The organism is Bifidobacterium mongoliense DSM 21395 (assembly GCF_000741285.1).
GTDB lineage: Bacteria > Actinomycetota > Actinomycetes > Actinomycetales > Bifidobacteriaceae > Bifidobacterium > Bifidobacterium mongoliense.
The window spans coordinates 1-18,855 of record NZ_JGZE01000018.1; the positions used below are offsets into that span (position 1 = coordinate 1).

Consider the following 18,855-nt stretch of genomic DNA (forward strand, 5'->3'; position numbering starts at 1 on the left):
GAAGCGGCCGCGCACGAAGGGTCGGCGCCTGCCGCCGATGCCGTCACCGGTGATTCGCCGGCCGCGCAACCGGCGCCGCAACCCTCGGCTGCCGACGCATCCTCCGACGGTTCCACCCAGGACGCCGCGGCCACGCCGGAAGCGTCAGCACCGGGTGATGGCGCGGGGGCGGCACGGCATGAAACGGATGCGACGGAGGATGACGCGCGGTAGAGCGCAATCCAACGGCACGAGTATGCTGAAATTCGGAAAACCGGAAGTACGCGCATAAGGCGCGTGCAGCGGTATGGAGACGAGGTAACACGATCATGGTCGCACGATGAAACAGGGTAGGCTCGCCGTCATCGAAGTGTGATCGCGCATGTACGCGCGGTCAGCAGAAATTTAGGAGAAACTGAGTGGCAAAACAGCGCGTATATGAACTCGCCAAGACCTTTGGCGTCGATAGTAAGACCGTCCTTGAGAAGCTCAAGGATATGGGGGAGTTTGTGAAATCCGCTTCCTCGACGGTCGAAGCACCTGTCGTACGCAAATTGAAGAATGCGTTCTCGCAGAACGCGAAGGGCGCCGCGGGCGTCGATGTCAAGCCGGGTGCTCCGGCCGGCCATCCCAAGCCTCGGACCTCGGCCACGCCTTCCACGGCGCGTGCCGCCCGTGGTGCGCAGCAGGGCGACCATCGCCATAATGCACCCAAGCCCCACGGTGCCGCCGAGCATGAGGCGTCCACACCGCGTCCGGCATCGTCCGGCACCAGCGCGATGCCTGGACAGCACAATCGACATCGTCAGGAGACATCCCGTCCCGGTCAGGGTTCCCACGCGGTTCCCGGTCGGCATGGTTCGACCATGCCTGGCCAGCACGGCGGTCCTCATGCGAAGAACGGCACGCCCCGTCCCGGCGGTCAGTCGGCTCGCGGCCAGCAGGGCGGAGCCACTCCGGCTTCCGGCCATCAGCACGCCGCACCCGGGCCTCGTCCGGGCAATAATCCCTTCAACCGCAAGCAGGGCATGCACACCCCGACTCCCGGCGACATTCCGCGTCCGCATCCCATGGCGCGTCCCACCGTCAACAACAACCGCAGGGGCGGCCGGCCCGGTCAGAACCACGGCGGTTTCCGTGGACGCCCGGGGCAGGGCAATCAGGGCGCACGCCCGGGTCAGTGGGGTCACAATCGTCCCGGACAGGGCTCGGGACAGGGCGGAGCCGGCGGCAATCGTTTCGGTTCCGGCTTCCAAGGCGGGGCTCCCGCCGGTGGTGGCAGCGGTCCGTCACGCCGCGGCCGTGGTGGCACCGCAGGTGCCTTCGGTCGTCAGGGAGGCAAGTCCTCAAGGGCGCGTAAGAACCGTCTGGCGAAACGTCATGATTTCGAGGAGATTAAAGCACCGGTCATCGGTGGAGTGCGCATCCCCGCGGGCAATGGCAGGACCATTCGTCTGCGTCAGGGCGCCACGCTTTCCGATCTCGCGGAGAAGATCAACGTCAATCCTGCGGCCTTGGTGACCGTGCTCTTCCACTTGGGTGAGATGGCCACGGCCACGCAATCCCTCGATGAGGCGACCTTCCAGATTCTGGGCGAGGAGATCGGCTGGAACATCAAGATCGTCTCCGCCGAGGAGGAGGACAAGGAACTGCTCCACCAGTTCGACATTGATCTGGATCAGGAGAAGCAGCAGAACAGCGAGAGCCTTAAGCCCCGTCCGCCGGTGGTCACCGTCATGGGCCATGTCGATCACGGCAAGACCCGACTGCTCGACACGATCCGCAAGACCCACGTGCTCGAGCGTGAGGCCGGCGGTATCACCCAGCGCATCGGCGCTTATCAGGTCATGGTGAACCTCGAGGATCAGGAACGCAAGATCACGTTCCTCGATACCCCTGGCCACGAGGCCTTCACCGCCATGCGTGCCCGTGGTGCGGAACTCACCGACATCGCGATTCTGGTCGTGGCGGCGGACGACGGCGTGATGCCGCAGACCGTCGAGGCGATCAATCACGCCCAGGCCGCCGATGTACCCATCGTCGTGGCCGTCAACAAGATCGATGTCAAGGGCGCCAACCCCGAAAAGGTGCGCGGCCAGCTCACCGAATTCGGTTTGGTCCCCGAGGAGTACGGCGGCAACACGATGTTCGTCGACATCTCCGCGAAGATCGGCACGAACGTGGACAAACTGCTGGAGGCGGTGCTGCTCACCGCCGACGCCGAGCTCGACTTGCGCGCCAACCCCGACACCGACGCCCGAGGGGCCACCATCGAGGCCAGGCTAGACAAGGGCCGTGGCGCCGTGGCGACCGTACTGGTCCAGTCCGGTACCCTGCACATCGGCGAAGCCATCGTGGCCGGAACGTCCTATGGACGTGTCCGCGCGATGATGGATGAGAACGGCAAGCAGATGGCCGACGCAGGTCCTTCGACACCGGTGCAGGTCCTCGGACTGACTTCGGTGCCGACCGCCGGCGACCTCTTCCTGGTCGCCTCCGACGACCGCACCGCCCGCCAGATCGCCGAGAAGCGCCAGGCGACGGAACGCGCGGCGCAGCTCGCCAAGCGTCGCAAGATCATCTCTCTGGAAGGCTTGAAGGAGCAGTTCGCCAAGTCCGAAGTCGATATGCTCAACATCGTCATCAAGGGCGATTCCTCCGGCTCCGTCGAGGCGCTCGAGGACTCCCTGATGAAGATCGAGGTCTCCGACGAGGTCGGCATCCAGGTCATCCACCGCGGCGTCGGCGCGATCACCCAGAACGACGTGAACCTCGCCACGGTCGACAAGGCCGTGATCATCGGGTTCAACGTTCGTCCGAACCGGCAGGTCGCCGATCTCGCCGATCGCGAGGGCGTGGAGATCAAGTACTACTCGATCATCTACAAGGCCATCGAGGACATCGAGGCCGCGCTCAAGGGCATGCTCAAGCCGGAGTACGAGGAAGTCGCCACTTCGCATTCCGAGATCCGCGAGATCTTCCGTTCCTCCAAGTTCGGCAACATCGCGGGTGTCATGGTCCAGGATGGCGAGGTCAAGCGCGGCACCAAGGCCCGCATCCTGCGCGAGGGCATCGCCACGGTCAACGATCTCGAGATCTCCTCGCTGCGCCGGTTCAAGGACGACGTCCAATCGGTCAAGGAAGGCTACGAGGCCGGCATCAACCTGGGCACGTTCAACGACATCCAGGTCGGCGACATAATCGAGACCTTCGAGATGCACGAGATCGAACGCCAGTAACCCAAGCAGCATCGAAGCGCAGGCACCGGTCGTGCCCGCAGGTATTGCCCGTCCACAGCATTGCGGCGGGCAATACCTGTTCCATGGCCGGTATGTGCGCCATCAGCATGGAAAGGGGTTCCCATGGCCGGAACCAATCCGAGAGCGGCCCGTATCGCCGCCCTTATTCAGCGCGTCATCGCTTCGGCGATCGAACGTCAGTTGCACGACAAACGGCTCTCACGAGTCACCGTCACCGAGGTGAGGGTGACCAACGATCTGCAGATCGCGACCGTGTACTGGACCCAGTTCGGCTCCGAGGGCAAGGAACGCGGTGAGCGCGATCGCGCCCAGCAGGCCCTGCGTCAGGCGAGCGGCAAACTGCGTTCGCTCGTCGGCACGAAGGCCGGGCTCAGGCTCACGCCGCAGCTCAGGTTCGTCTACGACGAGGTGCCGGAGGAAGCGACCGAGATCGAGGATATCCTCGTGGCGGCGCGACACCGCGACGAGGAGCTGGCCAAGGCCAGGGAACACGCGCAGTACGCCGGTGAGGCCGATCCGTATCGTCATGATGAGAAGCCAGTGGTCGACGGGGACGATGCCGATGTTCCCGGTGAACCGGGTGGGTCCGACGCGCGCGCCGGGGAATCGTCAGGTTTGGGTGCGGATGCCGGCTCTTCGGCCGCCGCACCCGCCGCCTCCGCCGCTAACGGCACCGCCGCCACCGCCGACACCGATATCAACGATGCGGACGGTCGATGAGCTCACGAACGAAAGGGCCGGCGGGCACCGGTCCTTCGGGATTGTTGGTCGTCGATAAACCCTTGGGTGTGACCAGTCACGATGTGGTGGCCGCGGTCCGTGCGGTGCTGGGTATCAGGAGGGTCGGCCATGCCGGCACGCTGGACCCCTTGGCCACCGGAGCGCTCATCGTCGGGTTCGGGCACGCCACGCGCCTGCTCAACGCCATCGTCGACCATATGAAGACCTACGAGGCCACGATTCGCCTCGGAGTCGGCACCGTCACCGATGACGCCGAGGGGGCGTTCATCGCCGAACCCGCCCGCGTGGATTGCGCGGCCATCACCGAGCAGATGGTCGCCGATACGATACGGCAGCGGTTCCTCGGCGAGATATCGCAGATCCCCAGCAGTTACTCGGCCATCAAGGTCGACGGTCGCCGCGCCTATGACCTGGCGCGGCAGGGCAGGGCCGTCGAGCTCGAGGCGAGGAGCATCACCATTTCACGCTATGATCTGTTGGCCATGCGCCCGTCCGAGGTGGCGGTCGACGGTGCGCCACGCACCTGCGTCGACCTCGACGTGATCGTCTGCTGTTCGGCCGGCACCTACATCAGGGCGTTGGCCCGTGACATGGGTGAGATATTGGGGACCGGCGGGTATCTCACCCGTCTGCGGCGGACCACGGTCGGTGCGTTCGATGTCACCACCGATTGCGCCGTGCGCCCTGAGGCCCGTGAACACCGGTTCACCGATCGCGAGGGGGTGGAGCACACGCGCAACAAGGCGATACTCGACATGGACGCCCCGACCCTGCTCGCCCATGCCCTGCCGATGGCCGAGGCCGCTCGCCGCACCATGGACACCGTCGCCATCGATGAGGGCCAGGCCCGAGAGTTGCGGTTCGGTCGGCGCATCGACATGGCGATCGACGGCGAATGCGCCGCCATCGTGACCGGATCCGACGAGGTCGTGGCGTTACTGCGGCCCGCGCCGCACGGCCAGGCCAAACCGGCGGTGGTATTCCCCGCCGAGGAGCGGACTGCTAGAGTGGACGCGGCTGACACACGATGATGGGAAGACTATGAATGTCACGACATTGATACCTGACGGAACGGGTCTGGTCGATTGGCCGACCTTGAGCACGGTGAAGAAATCGGTGGTGACCGTCGGTGGATTCGATGGGATGCATCGTGGACATCTCGCCGTGGTGAAACGCACCGTGGCCCTGGCCCAATCCCATCGCGCCTACAGCGTGGTCGTCATGTTCGACCCTCGTCCAGCGCTCGTACACGGATATGCGGCCACCCACCACGGTGAGGATCCGGCCCCGGGCACGCGCGACCCCGACGCCCTGACATCCGTGCACCAGCGGCTGCGCATCATGCACGAGCTCGGCGTGGACCATGTGCTGGTCGTGCACTACACGCTGGCTTTCGCGGCGAAATCCTTCCGGTTCTTCCTGGGACAGCTCGTCGGCAAACTCGGCATGCGCACCCTGGTGCTGGGTTCGGACGCGGCCATGGGCGCCAACCGGACCGGCGACATCGCAGCGATTCGCAACTTGAGCGAGGCCACCGGAGTCTTCGAGTTGAGCGTCGTGGAGGATCTCGGTCCGGGGTATGTCCGTGTGCCCGCCGTGATCACGCCTCGGGTGCCCGACCGCGCCGGCGAGCCGCAGGACCCCACGGCACAGATGACCAAGGCCGAACTCAGGGCATGGAGCAAGGAGCATCAGGGCCGCAAGACCCGAGTGTGGAGCTCTTCGTATGTGCGCTATCTGCTGTCGCAGGGCCGCATTCATGACGCCAACGAGGTGTTGGGCTCCCGTCATGCGATCGAGGGGCTCGTCGTGCACGGCGAGGGACTCGGCAGGACGCTCGGCTTCCCCACGGCGAACCTGGGTGATGACATCGACGGCTACATCCCCGTCGACGGCGTATACGCCGGTTGGCTGGTGGATCTGGGCGAGCGGAACCATGATGCAAGCGGGTCGGAAGCGACGTCCACTCCGACCCAGGCAAACGGTGAGACCGTCGGGTTTTCGTCCGCGACCTCGCCCAGCGACGAGATACGGATGGCGGCACATTCACCGTGGCGGTGGCCGGCGGCGATCTCGATCGGTACGAAGCCCACGTATGACGATGGGAATGGGGCGAATCAGCGCGTCATCGAACCCTATGCCATCACCAAGGATTGGCTCGAATTGTACGGGCACACGGTGCGGGTGGAGTTCTCCGGATTCATCAGCCCGCAGATCGCCTTCCCGGATTCCGAAGCGCTGAAGCGGGCCATGGGGGGGTGGTCCGACAAGACGCTCGCCCTCGTCGCCGGAAACGAAGCCAAGGACGAAGCCAAGGACGAATCAGCGCGATGATCCGGTTCGGCGACGGTTCGTCGACCCTTGCATGCCCAGGGCCTCGAGCGCGTCGCGCAGCGTCGTCACCTCGATCACCTCGAGTCCCGGATGGGAGCGTACGCCGGCACGTCCGCGCGTGACCGGGACGATCGCCCGGGTGAATCCCATGCGTGCGGCTTCGGCCAGACGGTGCGCGAGCTGTGGCACCGGACGCACCTGGCCGGTCAGCGAAATCTCGCCGATGGCGCAGCTAGTGCGGGGGACCGGCGCACTCGATGCGGCGCTCGCCAACGCCGCGACGATGGCCAGATCGCAGGCGGGCTCCTTCGCGACCCCTCCGGCGATGGTGGAGACATAGACGTCGTTGGCCAGCAGGTTCACCCCGCCGTGACGGTAGAGCACGGCCATGAGCATGGCCAGTCGGTTCGTGTCGATGCCGCTGGTCGCACGTCGCGGCGACGGCAGCACGGACGAGGTCACGAGCGCCTGGATCTCGATGGGCAGGCTGCGGTGGCCGTCCAGGGTGAAGGTCACGCAGGTGCCTTCCACGGCGGTGTCGTCGGGGGAGAGGAACAGCCCCGAAGGGTCGTTGACCTCCTGGATGCCCTCCCCGCTCATGTCGAAGCAGCCCACCTCGTCGGTGGGGCCGAACCGGTTCTTCGCGGCATGCAGCAGACGCAGGGAGGTCTGGGCGTCACCGTCGAACTGACAGACCACATCCACGAGATGCTCCAGCGTGCGCGGGCCCGCGATGGAGCCGTCCTTGGTGACATGGCCGACGAGCATGACGGGTATGTTCAGGGTCTTGGCGCTGTCGATGAGCGCGCCCGCCACCTCGCGCACCTGGGTGGAGCCGCCCGGTATGCCGTCGATGTCCTGCGACGTGATCGTCTGGGCCGAATCGACGATGGCCAGCGACGGCCTGCGGTCCTCGATGAGACCCAGCGCCGTCGCGAGGTCCGTCGTCGCGGCCAGGAGCAGATTGGGCTCCATGGCGTTGACGCGGGAGGCGCGCATGCGCACCTGCGCCTGCGATTCCTCGCCGGAGATATAGAGCAAGGGCTGATCGGGAATGCCACGGGCGATATTCCCGGCGGTCTCCAACAGCAGCGTGGACTTGCCGATGCCGGGTTCGCCGGCGACCAGCACCACCGACCCCGCGACGATCCCGCCGCCCAGCACCCGGTCGAACTCCTCGAATCCCGTGGAGACGCGTGAGGCGTCCTCCGTGCCGACCTCGGTGATCGGCCGGGCGTTCGCGGAGACGGATGACATCGCCTTGGTGCGCGACACCCGGCCGGTCGATGACGAGCGCGACGACGATGTCGGACGGGCCTCATGGAATTCCTCGACGGTGCCCCATTGGCCGCATTCAGGGCAGCGTCCATACCATTTGGGGCCACTCCATCCGCATTCGGTGCACACGAAGTGCGTTGTGCTTTTCGCCATGCCCCCGACGCTACCGAGCTTTCCAGACATATCCATGACATGAATCTGCTGCCGCGCGAGCGCGCTGAGGTGGCATGTCGCCCCGTGGTTCAGGCCCTGCGTAGGCACTCGGGGCGTCAATCCGCTGTGCCATAATCGGAGCCATGTCGAAAAGTCAATCCTCGCATCGTGGGGTCACCATCGTCGTCGTCGCGGCGGCCCTCGTCATCGCCCTGGCCTTCGTCTCGGCGTTCATCTGGCCGGGCTGGGCCCTCAACACGGCCACTGAAAAGCAACCGTCGTCGCAGTCAAAGAGCACATCCGAGCCGACCGAGCCGACCATCAAGCCCAAGGATCTGCCGGCCGATGCGTCGGAGCTGCTCAAGGCCATGCCCGACAGCGTGCTCAACTATGCGAGGGTCGAGGCGGTGCCCAGCGCCGATTGGACGGGCGCGTCGCCGCTCGAGGAGTATTCCCTGTCGTATGGGACCGGTGATGACGCCAAGAACGTCTCGCTGGTCGTCGGCCAGTGGTCATCCGCCGACGCGGCGAAGCAGCAATACGACACCTTGACAGGCAATATGAAGGGCACCGAGCTCGGATCCGGCAGTGTGAAGGTCTCAGGCAACACCACCGGCAGCTATCTGGCTAAGACGGATGACGCGGATCCATCCAAGGCCATCGCGGTGTGGCAGAACGACACCGTGGTCTTCCAGGCGAAGGGCGCCAAAGCCGCCGTGGAACGCTTCTATCAGCATTTCCCGCTCTGAGCCGCGAGCGGTGCGCACCTGGGTTGGTGGCACCGCTGATGAGGACACGGTCCACAAAGTCGGCGTGACCGTGTATTATTGGGCAAGTTGCAAACTTTCAAGCAAGGAATGGAGGCTTCAGATGGGTTCTGTCATCAAGAAGCGTCGCAAGAGGATGAGCAAGAAGAAGCATCGCAAAATGCTGCGTAAGACTCGTCACCAGCGCAAGTAGCGTTCTGTCGCCGCGACGCCCCTGAGAGACGCCGGAAGCCTTTCATGGCTCGGGTCTCATACGGTCGCTAGTACCGTGGCGGCGTTCGGCGCATATTGGCATAGCCCGCATCTCGGCCCTCAGGTCAATGCGGGCTTTTGCTGTCAACTGAAACCGGTTTCCAGTGGCGCTCGCGTGCCCGATGTGTCATGATATCGGTATGACTACTATCACGCTGGGTGGAACACCCGTAACAACCGTTGGCACACTCCCCGCAAGCGGATCGACGCTGCCGTCCTTCACGCTCGTCTCTCCGGAACTCAAGGAGGTCGATTCCTCCTCGTTCAAGGGCAAGAACGTTGTGCTCAATATCTTCCCTTCGGTCGACACCGATGTCTGCTCGGCTTCGGTCCGTCGGTTCAACCAGATCGCCGAAGAACTGAAGGATACCGTCGTGGTGTGCGTCTCGAAGGATCTCCCGTTCGCCCAGGGCCGTTTCTGCGGAGCCGAGGGCATTACAAACGTCGTTGTGGGTTCTGCCTTCCGGTCATCCTTCGGTGAAGATTTCGGTGTGACCATGACCAGCGGGGACCTGCAGGGATTGCTGTCCCGCTCCATCGTGGTGGCCGACCGCAACGGGGTCGTGACCTATACACAGCAGGTGCCGGACATCAAGCAGGAGCCCGATTACGACGCCGCGCGCAAGGCCGTGGAGGCTCTGGCCTGACCTCGATCGCCGGTCCGTGTCCGCAGCGACAGGCATGTCTGCCGGTATAGCGCGCGAGATTGCATGATGGGGGCGGTGACCACTGGTCACCGCCCCCATCATATGGTCACCAAGAACCGATATGAATCATGCGGTTCTTGGTGTGATGCCGATCGGACTACTTGTTCGAGTTGGTCATTACGCAGGGTCCGTTCGGGTCGCCCACGATAACCGTGTCGACCATGTTGAGGAACAGGCCATGCTCAACGACGCCGACCGTGGTGATGAGATCCGTGGCCAGGTCCTGCGGGTGTTCGATGCGCTCAAGGTGCAGATCCACGACGAGATCGTTCTCGTCGGTGCGTACGGGCTTGCCGTCGGTATCCATGCGCAGTGTGGGGCGATATCCCTTGGCTTCGAACTTCTTGATCACGTGACCGACGCCGAAGGGGATGACCTCGACGGGCAGCGGGAACGCGCCGATGACGTCGACGACCTTCGATTGGTCGACGATCCATACGATGCGGTTCGAATTGATGGCGACGATCTTCTCCCACAGCAACGCGGCGCCGCCGCCCTTGATTCCGTTGAAGTTCTTGTCGACTTCATCGGCTCCGTCGATGGTCACGTCGATGTGGTCCACCTCGTCGATGTTGACGATGCGGATGCCGTAGCCCTCGGCCTGTTCCTGGGTGCGACGCGACGTGGTGACCCCGGTGAAGTGGAGGCCCTCTTCCTGTACGCGGCGTCCCAGCTCGTCGACGAGGAACCGTACGGTCGAGCCCGTTCCCAGTCCCACGGTCATGTCGTTCTCAACGATTTTGGCGGCTTCGATGCCGGCCGCCTTCTTGAGCGCATCCTGCTGTGCCTTATCCATACTGCTCCTTCATTCGCAACGGTACTTCAGCTTATGCAAAGTCCCTTCCATCGTAGCCGGACCCGGCTATCTGCTTTGGATTTGCGCCATGGTTACGGCAGGACCGTGAACGGTGCGTCGTCGATGCGGATGTCGCCGTTGCCGTCGACTTCGCCATGAATCGTGACCGTGCCCGTGATACGTCGCGGACGGCCGTCATAGGTGGGGCTTGTTGACGGGGGAGGGGAGAAATGGAGCATGCCGGATACCGTGAGCCCCGTGGCTGCACGCTTCCGTCGGGGTGTCGCATTCGATTGGGGCGTGCGGGTGGTCGGGGCGTTCGCCGATGTCGTCGATGCGGATGCGGTGGGCGCTGGGGAATCCGGTGTCGATGCTGAGGATGCAGGCAACGGCTCGGACGACGGCAATGATGCGGAAGGGGGCAATGATGCGGAAGAGGATTCAGGTGCCGGGACGATGTCCGGCACACCTTCGGCTTCGGTGAGCATCCGCTCGAGTCTCGGCGTGGATGCGGACCCATGGGAGCCTGCATCGGCAGCATCGGCAGCATCGGCGACATCGGCGGACGTTGCAGTATTCGAAGCGTCATCACTGGTCGTCGTGCCCCGTCCGAGGTGGTACTGCTCCGGTGAAATGGCTCCATCGAGCAGCATCTGGGCATCCGGGGGAATGTCGACGCCCTTGGCGTAGGCCGAGGCGAGGAGCGAACGCCACCCTTCGAGCGGCAGATACCCATCCTTGACGCCGCTGCGGGCATCGCCCGAATAGGTGTGGGCCAGGTCGTCGACCTTCTCATTGCCGGCGTTGCCCGCATGGCCTTTGACCCAACGGAACTTCACCGATCCCTCGCGGCGCGAGATCTCGGCGTCGATGGCCTTGATGAGGGGCGCGTTCTTCACCGGCTTCTTCTGGGAGTTCTTCCACCCGTTCTTCTTCCACCCATGCACCCAGGTGGTGGAGCAGTTGATGGCGTACTTCGAATCGGTCTCGATGAGCAGGCTCTCCGGACCGGGATGGGCACGAAGCGCTTCGAGCACGGCACAGAGCTCGCCGATCTGGTTGGTCCCGTTGGTCGCACCGCCGGCATCGCAGTCGCCGTCGTGGTCGTGCCCGGGGGTGTGCGCCTTGCCGGTCTCGTGGTCGGCCCAGGCCCAGCCCATGGGCCGTTGGGGTTGCCGAGGGCGCTGCCATCGGTGGAAACGGTTATGGTCATGCCGTCATTGTAAAGGCCGCGGCCGAGAAACAACTCGGTCGCGGCCTTGTTCGGTTGCCGTGCGTATGGCGTGGGTCAGTCGGCGAGCGCCTTGTCGACGACGGTGGACGCTTCGGCGAGCACCTTATCCAGCGCCTCGGGGGAGACGAAGGATTCGGCGTAGACCTTGTAGATGTTCTCGGTGCCGGAGGGGCGTGCTGCGAACCAGTTGTTCTTGGTCGTCACTTTGAGTCCGCCGATCGGCGCGCCGTTGCCCGGCGCCTCGGTGAGCTTGGCGGTGATGTCCTCGCCGGCCAGCGTGGTCGCGGTGACGGCGTCGCCGGAGAGCGAGGCGAACTTGCGCTTCTGTTCCAGGGTCGTGGGGGTGTCGACGCGGCTGTACCAGCTCTCGCCGAAGCGCTCGACCTGCGCCTGATGCAGTTGGGCCGGGTTCTTGCCCGTCACGGCCGTGATCTCGGCGGCGAGCAGGTCGGGGATGAGCCCGTCCTTGTCGGTGGTCCAGATGCGGCCGTTGCGGCGTAGGAAGCTCATGCCGGAGCTTTCCTCGCCGCCGAAGGCCACCTTGCCGGTGAAGAGCGGGTCGACGAACCACTTGAAGCCGACGGGGACCTCGACGAGCGTGGCGCCGATGGAGGCCGCCACACGGTCGATGAGGCTCGAGGAGACGAGGGTCTTGCCGATGCCGCTGGTCTTGGGCCAGCCGGGACGGTGACCGCCGAAGAGGTATTCGACGCATACGGCGATGTAATGGTTCGGGTTCATCACGCCCCAGTTCGGGCACACGATGCCGTGGCGGTCCGCGTCGGGGTCGGTGCCGCCGACGAGGTCGTAGCGGTCCCACGCGCCGGAGTTGAGTTCGTCGACCAGGCCCTTCATGGCGTAGGGGGAGCTCGGATCGATGCGGATCTTGCCGTCGTGGTCGATGGTCATGAAGCGCCAGGTAGGGTCGACGTCGGGACGGATCACGTCGATGTCGAGGTTGTAGCGCTCGTTCATGAGTGACCAGTAGTGCACGGAGGCGCCGCCCAATGGGTCGATGCCGAGGCGCACGCCGGAGGAGCGGATCGCGTCGAAGTCGATGACGTCGCCCAGGTCGGCCACGTAGTGCTCGCGGTAGTCGAAGCGTTCCACCAGATCGGAGGTGGTCGCCTGTTCGTAGGGGATGCGCTTGACGCTGCGGTAGGAGCCGAGCAGCTCGTTGGCGCGTTCCGCGATGGCGTTCGTGACGTCGGCCGGGGCCGGGCCGCCGGTGACCGGATCGTATTTGAATCCGCCGTCGGTGGGGGGATTGTGCGAGGGGGTGACCACGATGCCGTCGGCGAGGCCGTCGCCGGTGAAGCGCTGCGTACCGTCCTGGGCGCGGTTGTGGGTGAGGATCGCCTGGGAGACGACCGGGGTGGGCACGAAGTCGTCACGCGAATCGACCCGTACGCGCACGCCGTTCGCCACGAGCACCTCGATGGCCGTGTGCTGGGCGGGGCCGGAAAGCGCGTGGGTGTCGCGACCGATGTAGAGCGGGCCGGTCACCCCGGCCTTCTTGCGGTATTCCGCGATCGCCTGGGAGATGGCGACGATATGGGCCTCGTTGAACGAGGTCTTCAGGGACGATCCGCGATGCCCGGACGTGCCGAAGATGACGCGTTGTTCGGGGTTCGAAGGGTCGGGGACGGCGTCATAGTATCTGCCGATGACGTCATCGACATTGATCAGGTCTGCCGGTGTTGCGGGTTGTCCCGCGTTTTTTGCTACCATGCCCCCATTCTGCCACGCCGCGGCGAAATCGGGGTGCGCTTGGCTCGTTTTCACCGGGTTTGGGCCACTCGTCACGGGAGGAGGGTCAGCTGACGTTCGTTATTGGGCTGATCACGGAGGTGTCCGTGCCCGCGGGGACGCGCACGCACAGCGCCTGTCTGTCGACGCTGAAGCGGATGTGGCGCGTTTCCCCGAGACTGTCGCCGTCGACCTGGGCGAAGGCCTTGCGTTTGAGGGTGACCTCCGCCGCGACCCCCTGGATCTGGTCGATCACGGAGTTGGTCGACAGCGGGCTCTGCTGCGCCTTGCCGACGATGGTCTGATGAACGACGTCGCCGAACAGGCTCGCCCAGCCGATGATGCCGCCGGTCGTGTCGATGAGTTCGAAATCCAGCAGCCCGTCGTCTGAGATGGCTTCGGGCATGAGCGAGAGCATGGGGATCTGCCCGCAATTACCCGCCAGGAAGGTGCGGAACATGACGTCATGCGAGGTGTGGACGCTGCCGTCCTCGCTGGTCAATATCACCGTGCCGTGGTTCTTGGGCTCGAACAGGTGCCCCATCGCGCTGACGAAATAGGCCAGCCAACTGATGTTCTTCTTGAGCTGCGGGTCGGTGCCGTCGATCATCAACGCGTCGAAGCCGATGCCGGCGATGATGAGGAACGCGTGGGCATAGTCCTCGTCGTCCCGATCCAGAATGGCCAGACGTCCCACGTCCACCATGCGCGATCCGTGGGATGTGGCGACGGCGAGGGCCGCCTCCACATCGTCGACGGGGATGTCCATATTGCGGGCGAAGAGGTTGCCGGTGCCGATGGGGATGATGCCGAGCGGTCGGCCGGTGCCTGATACGGCGCTCGCCACCGTCCGCACGGTGCCGTCGCCGCCCACGGCCACGAGGACGTCGGCGCCATGCCCGAGGGCCTCCTGGGCGCAGGCGCGGCCGTCCTTGTTGAGTTGCGTTTCGATGAACTCGATCTGTGTGAGTCCCCGGCCCTCACAGAATTCCGCGATGCGCTTGCGCAACGCCCCGGCCTGTGGTTTCGAGGGGTTGATGATGAAGGCGTAGTGCACCTGATCGTCGTCGCGTGAGCTCACGATCCTCTGATAATGGCGCTTCCGTGCCGCCCTGACGCCGAGGGCGACGCCGACCACGGTGATGAGGGCGACGGCGACCACGATGAGGACGATGAGCCAGGCGCGAGTCATGTTCACCATTGTGCGCGGAGGGCACCCCATCGGCGCGTCCGGTGGGCGATATCGACGGTTTCTGCACGGAATCATCCGCGGCGGTGCATGCGCCGACGTCATGACTGTATCCTCCCCATGTCTTCGCGGAGGTTGCGACGGGCACGCGAGCCTTGGGCGTGTCTGCTTGCGGCATTACTCTGGGAGCCATGCTTGATATCCAGTTCATCCGTGACCATGCGGATATTGTGAAGGAATCCCAGCGCAAGCGGGGCGAATCCGTCGAACTCGTCGACGAGGTGTTGCGCTCCGATGAGACGCGCCGCCGACTGCTCAAGGACTTCGAGGAAGCCCGCTCCCGGCAGAAGGCCATGGGCAAGAAGGTCGCTTCGGCGTCCGCGGACGATCGGCCCTCGTTGATCGGACAGACCAAGGAACTGGCCTCGAAGGTCGCGCAATACCGTACGTCGGCCGATGACGCGACCGCCGCGTACACGAAGGCGATGTGGCAGCTGTCCAACGTCGTCGAACCCGAGGCGCCCGAGGGCGGCGAGGACGACTACATGGTCGTCAAGAAGGTCGGGAAGATCCGCGACTTCTCCGCTGAGGGCTTCGAGCCCAAGGACCATCTGACGCTGGGCGTCGGCGTGGCCGGCATCGACATGCGCCGCGGCGCCAAGGTCTCCGGCTCCCGCTTCTACTTTCTGCGCGGCATGGTCGCGCGCCTGCAGATCGCCATGCTCACCATGGCCGTGGACCAGGCCGAGGCCGAGGGCTTCACGCTGGCCATCACCCCCACGCTCGTGCGCCCCGAGGTCATGGCGGGCACCGGCTTCCTCAACTCCCACGCCGACGAGATCTACCGCCTGCGCGAACCCGATGACCAGTACCTGGTCGGCACCTCCGAGGTGGCGCTCGCGGGTATGCACGAGAACGAGATCCTGGACCTGAGCAACGGGCCGCTGAAGTACACCGGATGGTCGAGCTGCTACCGGCGCGAGGCCGGCGCCGCGGGCAAGGACACGAGCGGCATCATTCGCGTGCACCAGTTCGACAAGGTCGAGATGTTCGTCTACTGCAAGCAGGAGGATTCCCGCGCCATGCACCAGAAGCTGCTGGGAATGGAGGAGGAGATGCTGGCCAAGGTCGAGGTGCCCTACCGCACGATCGACACCGCCGCCGGCGATCTGGGCGCCTCCGCCGCGCGCAAGTTCGACAACGAGGCGTGGGTCCCCACGCAGGGCCGCTACCGCGAGCTCACCTCCACTTCGAACTGCACCGAGTACCAGGCTCGTCGCCTCAACATCCGTGAGCGCACCGAGGACGGCTCCACACGCGCCGTCGCCACACTCAACGGCACGCTGGCGACCACGCGCTGGCTCGTGGCCATCATGGAGAACCATCAGCAGGCGGACGGCTCCATCGAGATCCCCGAAGCCATGCGCTCCTACATGGGCGGCCGCGAGGTCATCGAGCCCACGGCCTGGGAGGCCTGACCCCGGCCGAATCCGATCCGCACCGGGCGATGCGTGTCACCCGACGTCGACGCCGCTGATATAATCGGTCTTTGTGCATTCACGGGGTCGGCGCATTGCCGTCGTTGCCTGATGAACGCGCTTGGGATAGGTGTCCGAGCGGCCTAAGGAGACGGTCTTGAAAACCGTTGTGGGGCAACCCACCGCGAGTTCGAATCTCGCCCTATCCGCCTGAAGGGCTCCCGGCCATGTGCCGGAAGCCCTTTTGTTATGCCGGTTCCCTGTGCCCATGACGAGGCTTGGATCAGGCGGCAGGTCGTCGGTCTGAAGGGAACGGTTGATGGTCCGCGACGGTCAGCGTTGTTAGGCCATGGCCATGTGAACACGGAGTTTTTTCAACGCCCAGTCGTAATGACTCGATGTCGCCGAGACGCAGTACGACCCGAGGGAGGTCGTGCCCGTCCATGAGAAATACGCCTTCGTGAAGAGTTCCTCGTCGCTGAACCCCTCGATGAGGGCGAGTACGTCGGCATGGCTTTCGGCGAGCATCGCCGAGACGCGCTCGAGCGACATATCCTGATATTCCGCCCAGATGCGCTGATTGAGCGCCGGAGTGGTTCGCCAATGGTATCCGTCCGGAAGAAAGGGGCGTGGACTCCCGGCACGGTTCGCCGAGACCCAATCCACCAGCATCCGTTGCCAGCTATGGAGGTGCGCCAGCACATCGCGCAGATCGCGGTCCCGCCGCCAATGCGGTTCCACGTGTTTGCGGTCACCGGTGAACGAAAACGTCGCCTCCTGCATGGGTGCGCCCATCGATGCCACGAGCTGTTCGAGTTTCCGATATTGCGCGGATGCGGCATCCAGGAGTTCGGCCTTGGTTCGGGGTCTTGCCATGGCCTTCATTATGCCATGCTCCGGGTGTGCGCGTCCATGCCTTTCGGACCGCTTCGAGCGCGCGCGGGCCGGCGTGCCCTTCGGCGTATATTCGTGACCTATGACTGCTCGTGGACGGATGGAAACAATGAAACGCATACGACGGATCGTGGCATGGGTGCTCGCGGTCGTGCTGGGTGTGGCCCTGGTGGTGGGGGCGGCGTTCGTCGTGAGCCCCGTGCCTTCGATCATGCTGTTCCGCAACGCCTTCAAGGAAGGTCACCCCGTCGAGCCGCCCCGGTTCGACGAGGTGCGGCGTACGGTCCAGGTGACCCGCGATCAGGAGTATCCCTCGTCGTACCGGCGCCACACCTTCGATCTGTACCGGCCGAGGCGGATTCCGGCCCATGCCGCGTTGCCCGTCATCGTGTGGGTCCATGGCGGCGGATTCATAGCGGGAGACAAGTCCGGGCTGTCGACCTACGCCACGCTCATGGCGGCGCGGGGGTACGCCGTGATTGCCATGAACTACGATTACGCGCCCACCGGCACCTACCCCACGCCCGTCGTGCAGCTGGGGCAGATGGTGTCGCACGTCGCCTCCATCGCGCAACGTGAGCGTCTTGACCCGGATCGCATCGTCGTCGGCGGTGACTCGGCCGGCGCCCAGATCGCGGCTCAGTTCGCTGCTGTGCAGACGACACCGGGGTACGCCGAGAGCAGCGGCATCGAACGCATCGCGATGCGTGCGCCTCTGGCCGGTGCCTTACTGTTCTGCGGGCCCTACGATTTCACTCGGTTCACGGACGCGAACGCCCCTTGGATACAGCGGTGGTTCATGAACACCGTTGGATGGGGGTATCTCGGTACGAGGGACTGGGCCTCGAGCCCGCAGATGCGGCAGGCATCCGTGGTGCGGCACGTGTCGGACCGGTTCCCCAAGGCGTATGTCGTGGATGGCAATGCCTTCTCGTTCCCCGATCAGGCAGGGCGCTGGTCTCGGCCTTACGCTCCGACGGGGTGGGTGTCACCTCCTCGTTCTTCCCCGGTAATCCCGAACTGCCGCACGAATTCCAATTCGACTTCGCTCACCCAGAATCGGCCCAGGTGTGGAGCGCCACGCAGGCCTTCCTCGCCTCGGTCGCGCCCACGCCGACGCCCGCCACTGCAGGGCAATGAATCCGGTTGGCCGGGGTCCGCGGAACCAGATCGGTCGAGGACCACAGCGAGGACCACAGCGAAAATCGTGACAGGGTGTGGCCCGACGGTAGACTATGCAGCGATGACAGCCGTGCGCCATGGTGCGACGGCCGGGAAGGATGGTGCGCTCGCGATGACGGAGTCGAAGGAGCGGACGGGTGATGGGGCTCGTCCAGGTGAGATATCACACGATGGCGCGTGCGGGGACGGTACGTCGCCGGCCATTACCGATGTGGTCTTCGACATGTGCGGGGTGCTGGTCGATTCGCGGCCGTGGATGGCGCTCGACGGCATGTACCCGCAAGGGGTGATCGACATGATCTTCGATCCGCGCGACGTGTGGGGATTCGCCTATTTCGACACCATGGCCAACTGCGGGTGGAGCCGCGAGCGGGTGCTGCGCGAATACGAGCGGCACCATGGCCCGGCGGTCGCGTGGGCCTACCGCACCTATCTGGAGCGGATACGCCATTCGCTGCCCTCGCTCATGCCCGGCATGGGAACGTTGTTGCGTGAACTCAGGGAACGCGGCATCGGCGTCTGGGGGTTGACGAACTTCACGACCGACAAGGTCGAGGTGGCCCGCGGGCTGTTCCCCGATCTGGCCCTGTTGCAGGATATCGTGATCTCCTCGGAAGAGGGACTGTGCAAGCCCGACCCGATCATCTACCGCCGTGCGATCGCGAGATTCGGCATCGACCCGGCCACGTCGCTGTTCGTCGACGACGATCCCGTGAATGTCACCGGAGCGCGCCACCAGGGATTGCAGGGATTGGTCTTCTCCGATGCCGCGCAGGTCCGGCGTCGCGTCGGCATCGGGCAACTGCGGGCATAAGTGGCGTCGGCGGCGTCTGGGTACGCGCGGATCTGTCGGCCGTCTCGT

At 64.8% G+C, this 18,855-nt stretch carries 15 protein-coding genes, 1 tRNA gene and 1 pseudogene; 11 read left to right on the forward strand and 6 right to left on the reverse strand.

Features of this window, described 5'->3' with window-relative positions; genetic code table 11:
* The 5 genes from BMON_RS10145 to BMON_RS06905 form a co-directional block, all read left to right on the forward strand.
* Window positions 1–213 (forward strand): hypothetical protein (locus tag BMON_RS10145; RefSeq protein WP_034885381.1); only part of this gene is annotated, 213 nt, incomplete at its 5' end.
* A gap of 185 nt (window positions 214–398) precedes the next feature.
* Window positions 399–3,218: a translation initiation factor IF-2 gene (infB, locus tag BMON_RS06890; RefSeq protein ID WP_033511611.1), complete on the forward strand. Its 2,820-nt coding sequence runs from the start codon at window positions 399–401 to the stop codon at window positions 3,216–3,218.
* Between the two features lie 123 nt (window positions 3,219–3,341).
* The gene (gene rbfA / locus BMON_RS06895; RefSeq protein WP_081882974.1) at window positions 3,342–3,959 is read left to right on the forward strand and encodes a 30S ribosome-binding factor RbfA; all 618 of its coding nucleotides are present in this window, start codon (window positions 3,342–3,344) and stop codon (window positions 3,957–3,959) included.
* Window positions 3,956–5,011: a tRNA pseudouridine(55) synthase TruB gene (gene truB / locus BMON_RS06900; protein ID WP_051917989.1), complete on the forward strand. Its 1,056-nt coding sequence runs from the start codon at window positions 3,956–3,958 to the stop codon at window positions 5,009–5,011. Before rbfA ends, truB begins: the two co-directional genes overlap by 4 nt.
* Before the next feature lie 10 nt (window positions 5,012–5,021).
* Window positions 5,022–6,314 (forward strand): riboflavin kinase, encoded by a 1,293-nt coding sequence (locus BMON_RS06905; RefSeq protein ID WP_033511613.1) that lies wholly within the window; start codon window positions 5,022–5,024, stop codon window positions 6,312–6,314.
* Here the strand turns inward: BMON_RS06905 and radA are convergent.
* Window positions 6,303–7,745: a DNA repair protein RadA gene (gene radA, locus BMON_RS06910; protein ID WP_033511614.1), complete on the reverse strand. Its 1,443-nt coding sequence runs from the start codon at window positions 7,743–7,745 to the stop codon at window positions 6,303–6,305. The genes BMON_RS06905 and radA overlap by 12 nt on opposite strands.
* 143 nt (window positions 7,746–7,888) lie before the next feature.
* On the opposite strand from radA, the gene BMON_RS06915 reads away from it, so the two are divergent.
* The 3 genes from BMON_RS06915 to tpx all read left to right on the forward strand — a co-directional run bounded on the left by BMON_RS06915 (window position 7,889) and on the right by tpx (window position 9,411).
* Entirely contained in the window at window positions 7,889–8,494 is a 606-nt protein-coding gene (locus BMON_RS06915; RefSeq protein ID WP_033511617.1) for a hypothetical protein, read from the forward strand.
* 121 nt (window positions 8,495–8,615) lie between these two features.
* Window positions 8,616–8,705 (forward strand): 30S ribosomal protein bS22, encoded by a 90-nt coding sequence (locus BMON_RS09685; protein WP_003817716.1) that lies wholly within the window; start codon window positions 8,616–8,618, stop codon window positions 8,703–8,705.
* Between the two features lie 199 nt (window positions 8,706–8,904).
* The gene (gene tpx / locus BMON_RS06920) at window positions 8,905–9,411 is read left to right on the forward strand and encodes a thiol peroxidase (RefSeq protein WP_033511618.1); all 507 of its coding nucleotides are present in this window, start codon (window positions 8,905–8,907) and stop codon (window positions 9,409–9,411) included.
* A 157-nt stretch (window positions 9,412–9,568) separates the two neighbouring features.
* Here tpx and rpiA read toward each other — a convergent pair whose 3' ends face one another.
* The 4 genes and pseudogenes from rpiA to BMON_RS06940 form a co-directional block, all read right to left on the reverse strand.
* A complete protein-coding gene (gene rpiA / locus BMON_RS06925) occupies window positions 9,569–10,267 on the reverse strand; it encodes a ribose-5-phosphate isomerase RpiA (RefSeq protein ID WP_033511620.1) in 699 nt (232 codons plus the stop codon).
* Window positions 10,268–10,359: 92 nt separating this feature from the next.
* Window positions 10,360–11,480, reverse strand: a pseudogene (locus tag BMON_RS06930) (ribonuclease H family protein).
* A 75-nt stretch (window positions 11,481–11,555) separates the two neighbouring features.
* The gene (gene pgm / locus BMON_RS06935) at window positions 11,556–13,232 is read right to left on the reverse strand and encodes a phosphoglucomutase (alpha-D-glucose-1,6-bisphosphate-dependent) (protein WP_033511623.1); all 1,677 of its coding nucleotides are present in this window, start codon (window positions 13,230–13,232) and stop codon (window positions 11,556–11,558) included.
* Between the two features lie 85 nt (window positions 13,233–13,317).
* Complete coding sequence (locus BMON_RS06940) at window positions 13,318–14,442, reverse strand: diacylglycerol/lipid kinase family protein (protein ID WP_033511832.1); 1,125 nt, start codon at window positions 14,440–14,442, stop codon at window positions 13,318–13,320.
* Window positions 14,443–14,630: 188 nt separating this feature from the next.
* Here BMON_RS06940 and serS point away from each other — a divergent pair, with 188 nt between their 5' ends.
* Both serS and BMON_RS06950 read left to right on the forward strand, forming a co-directional pair.
* Window positions 14,631–15,917, forward strand: coding sequence for a serine--tRNA ligase (serS, locus tag BMON_RS06945; RefSeq protein WP_033511625.1), 1,287 nt, complete (start codon window positions 14,631–14,633; stop codon window positions 15,915–15,917).
* A gap of 124 nt (window positions 15,918–16,041) precedes the next feature.
* A tRNA-Ser gene (locus tag BMON_RS06950) sits at window positions 16,042–16,126 on the forward strand.
* 133 nt (window positions 16,127–16,259) lie between these two features.
* Here BMON_RS06950 and BMON_RS06955 read toward each other — a convergent pair.
* Window positions 16,260–16,793 carry a ClbS/DfsB family four-helix bundle protein gene (locus BMON_RS06955; protein ID WP_033511834.1) on the reverse strand — a complete coding sequence of 178 codons (534 nt, stop codon included), beginning with the start codon at window positions 16,791–16,793 and terminating at the stop codon, window positions 16,260–16,262.
* A gap of 127 nt (window positions 16,794–16,920) precedes the next feature.
* Here BMON_RS06955 and BMON_RS09315 point away from each other — a divergent pair, with 127 nt between their 5' ends.
* Window positions 16,921–18,807, forward strand: a complete 1,887-nt coding sequence (locus BMON_RS09315; RefSeq protein ID WP_051917991.1) for an HAD-IA family hydrolase — start codon at window positions 16,921–16,923, stop codon at window positions 18,805–18,807.
* Window positions 18,808–18,855: the final 48 nt, after the last annotated feature.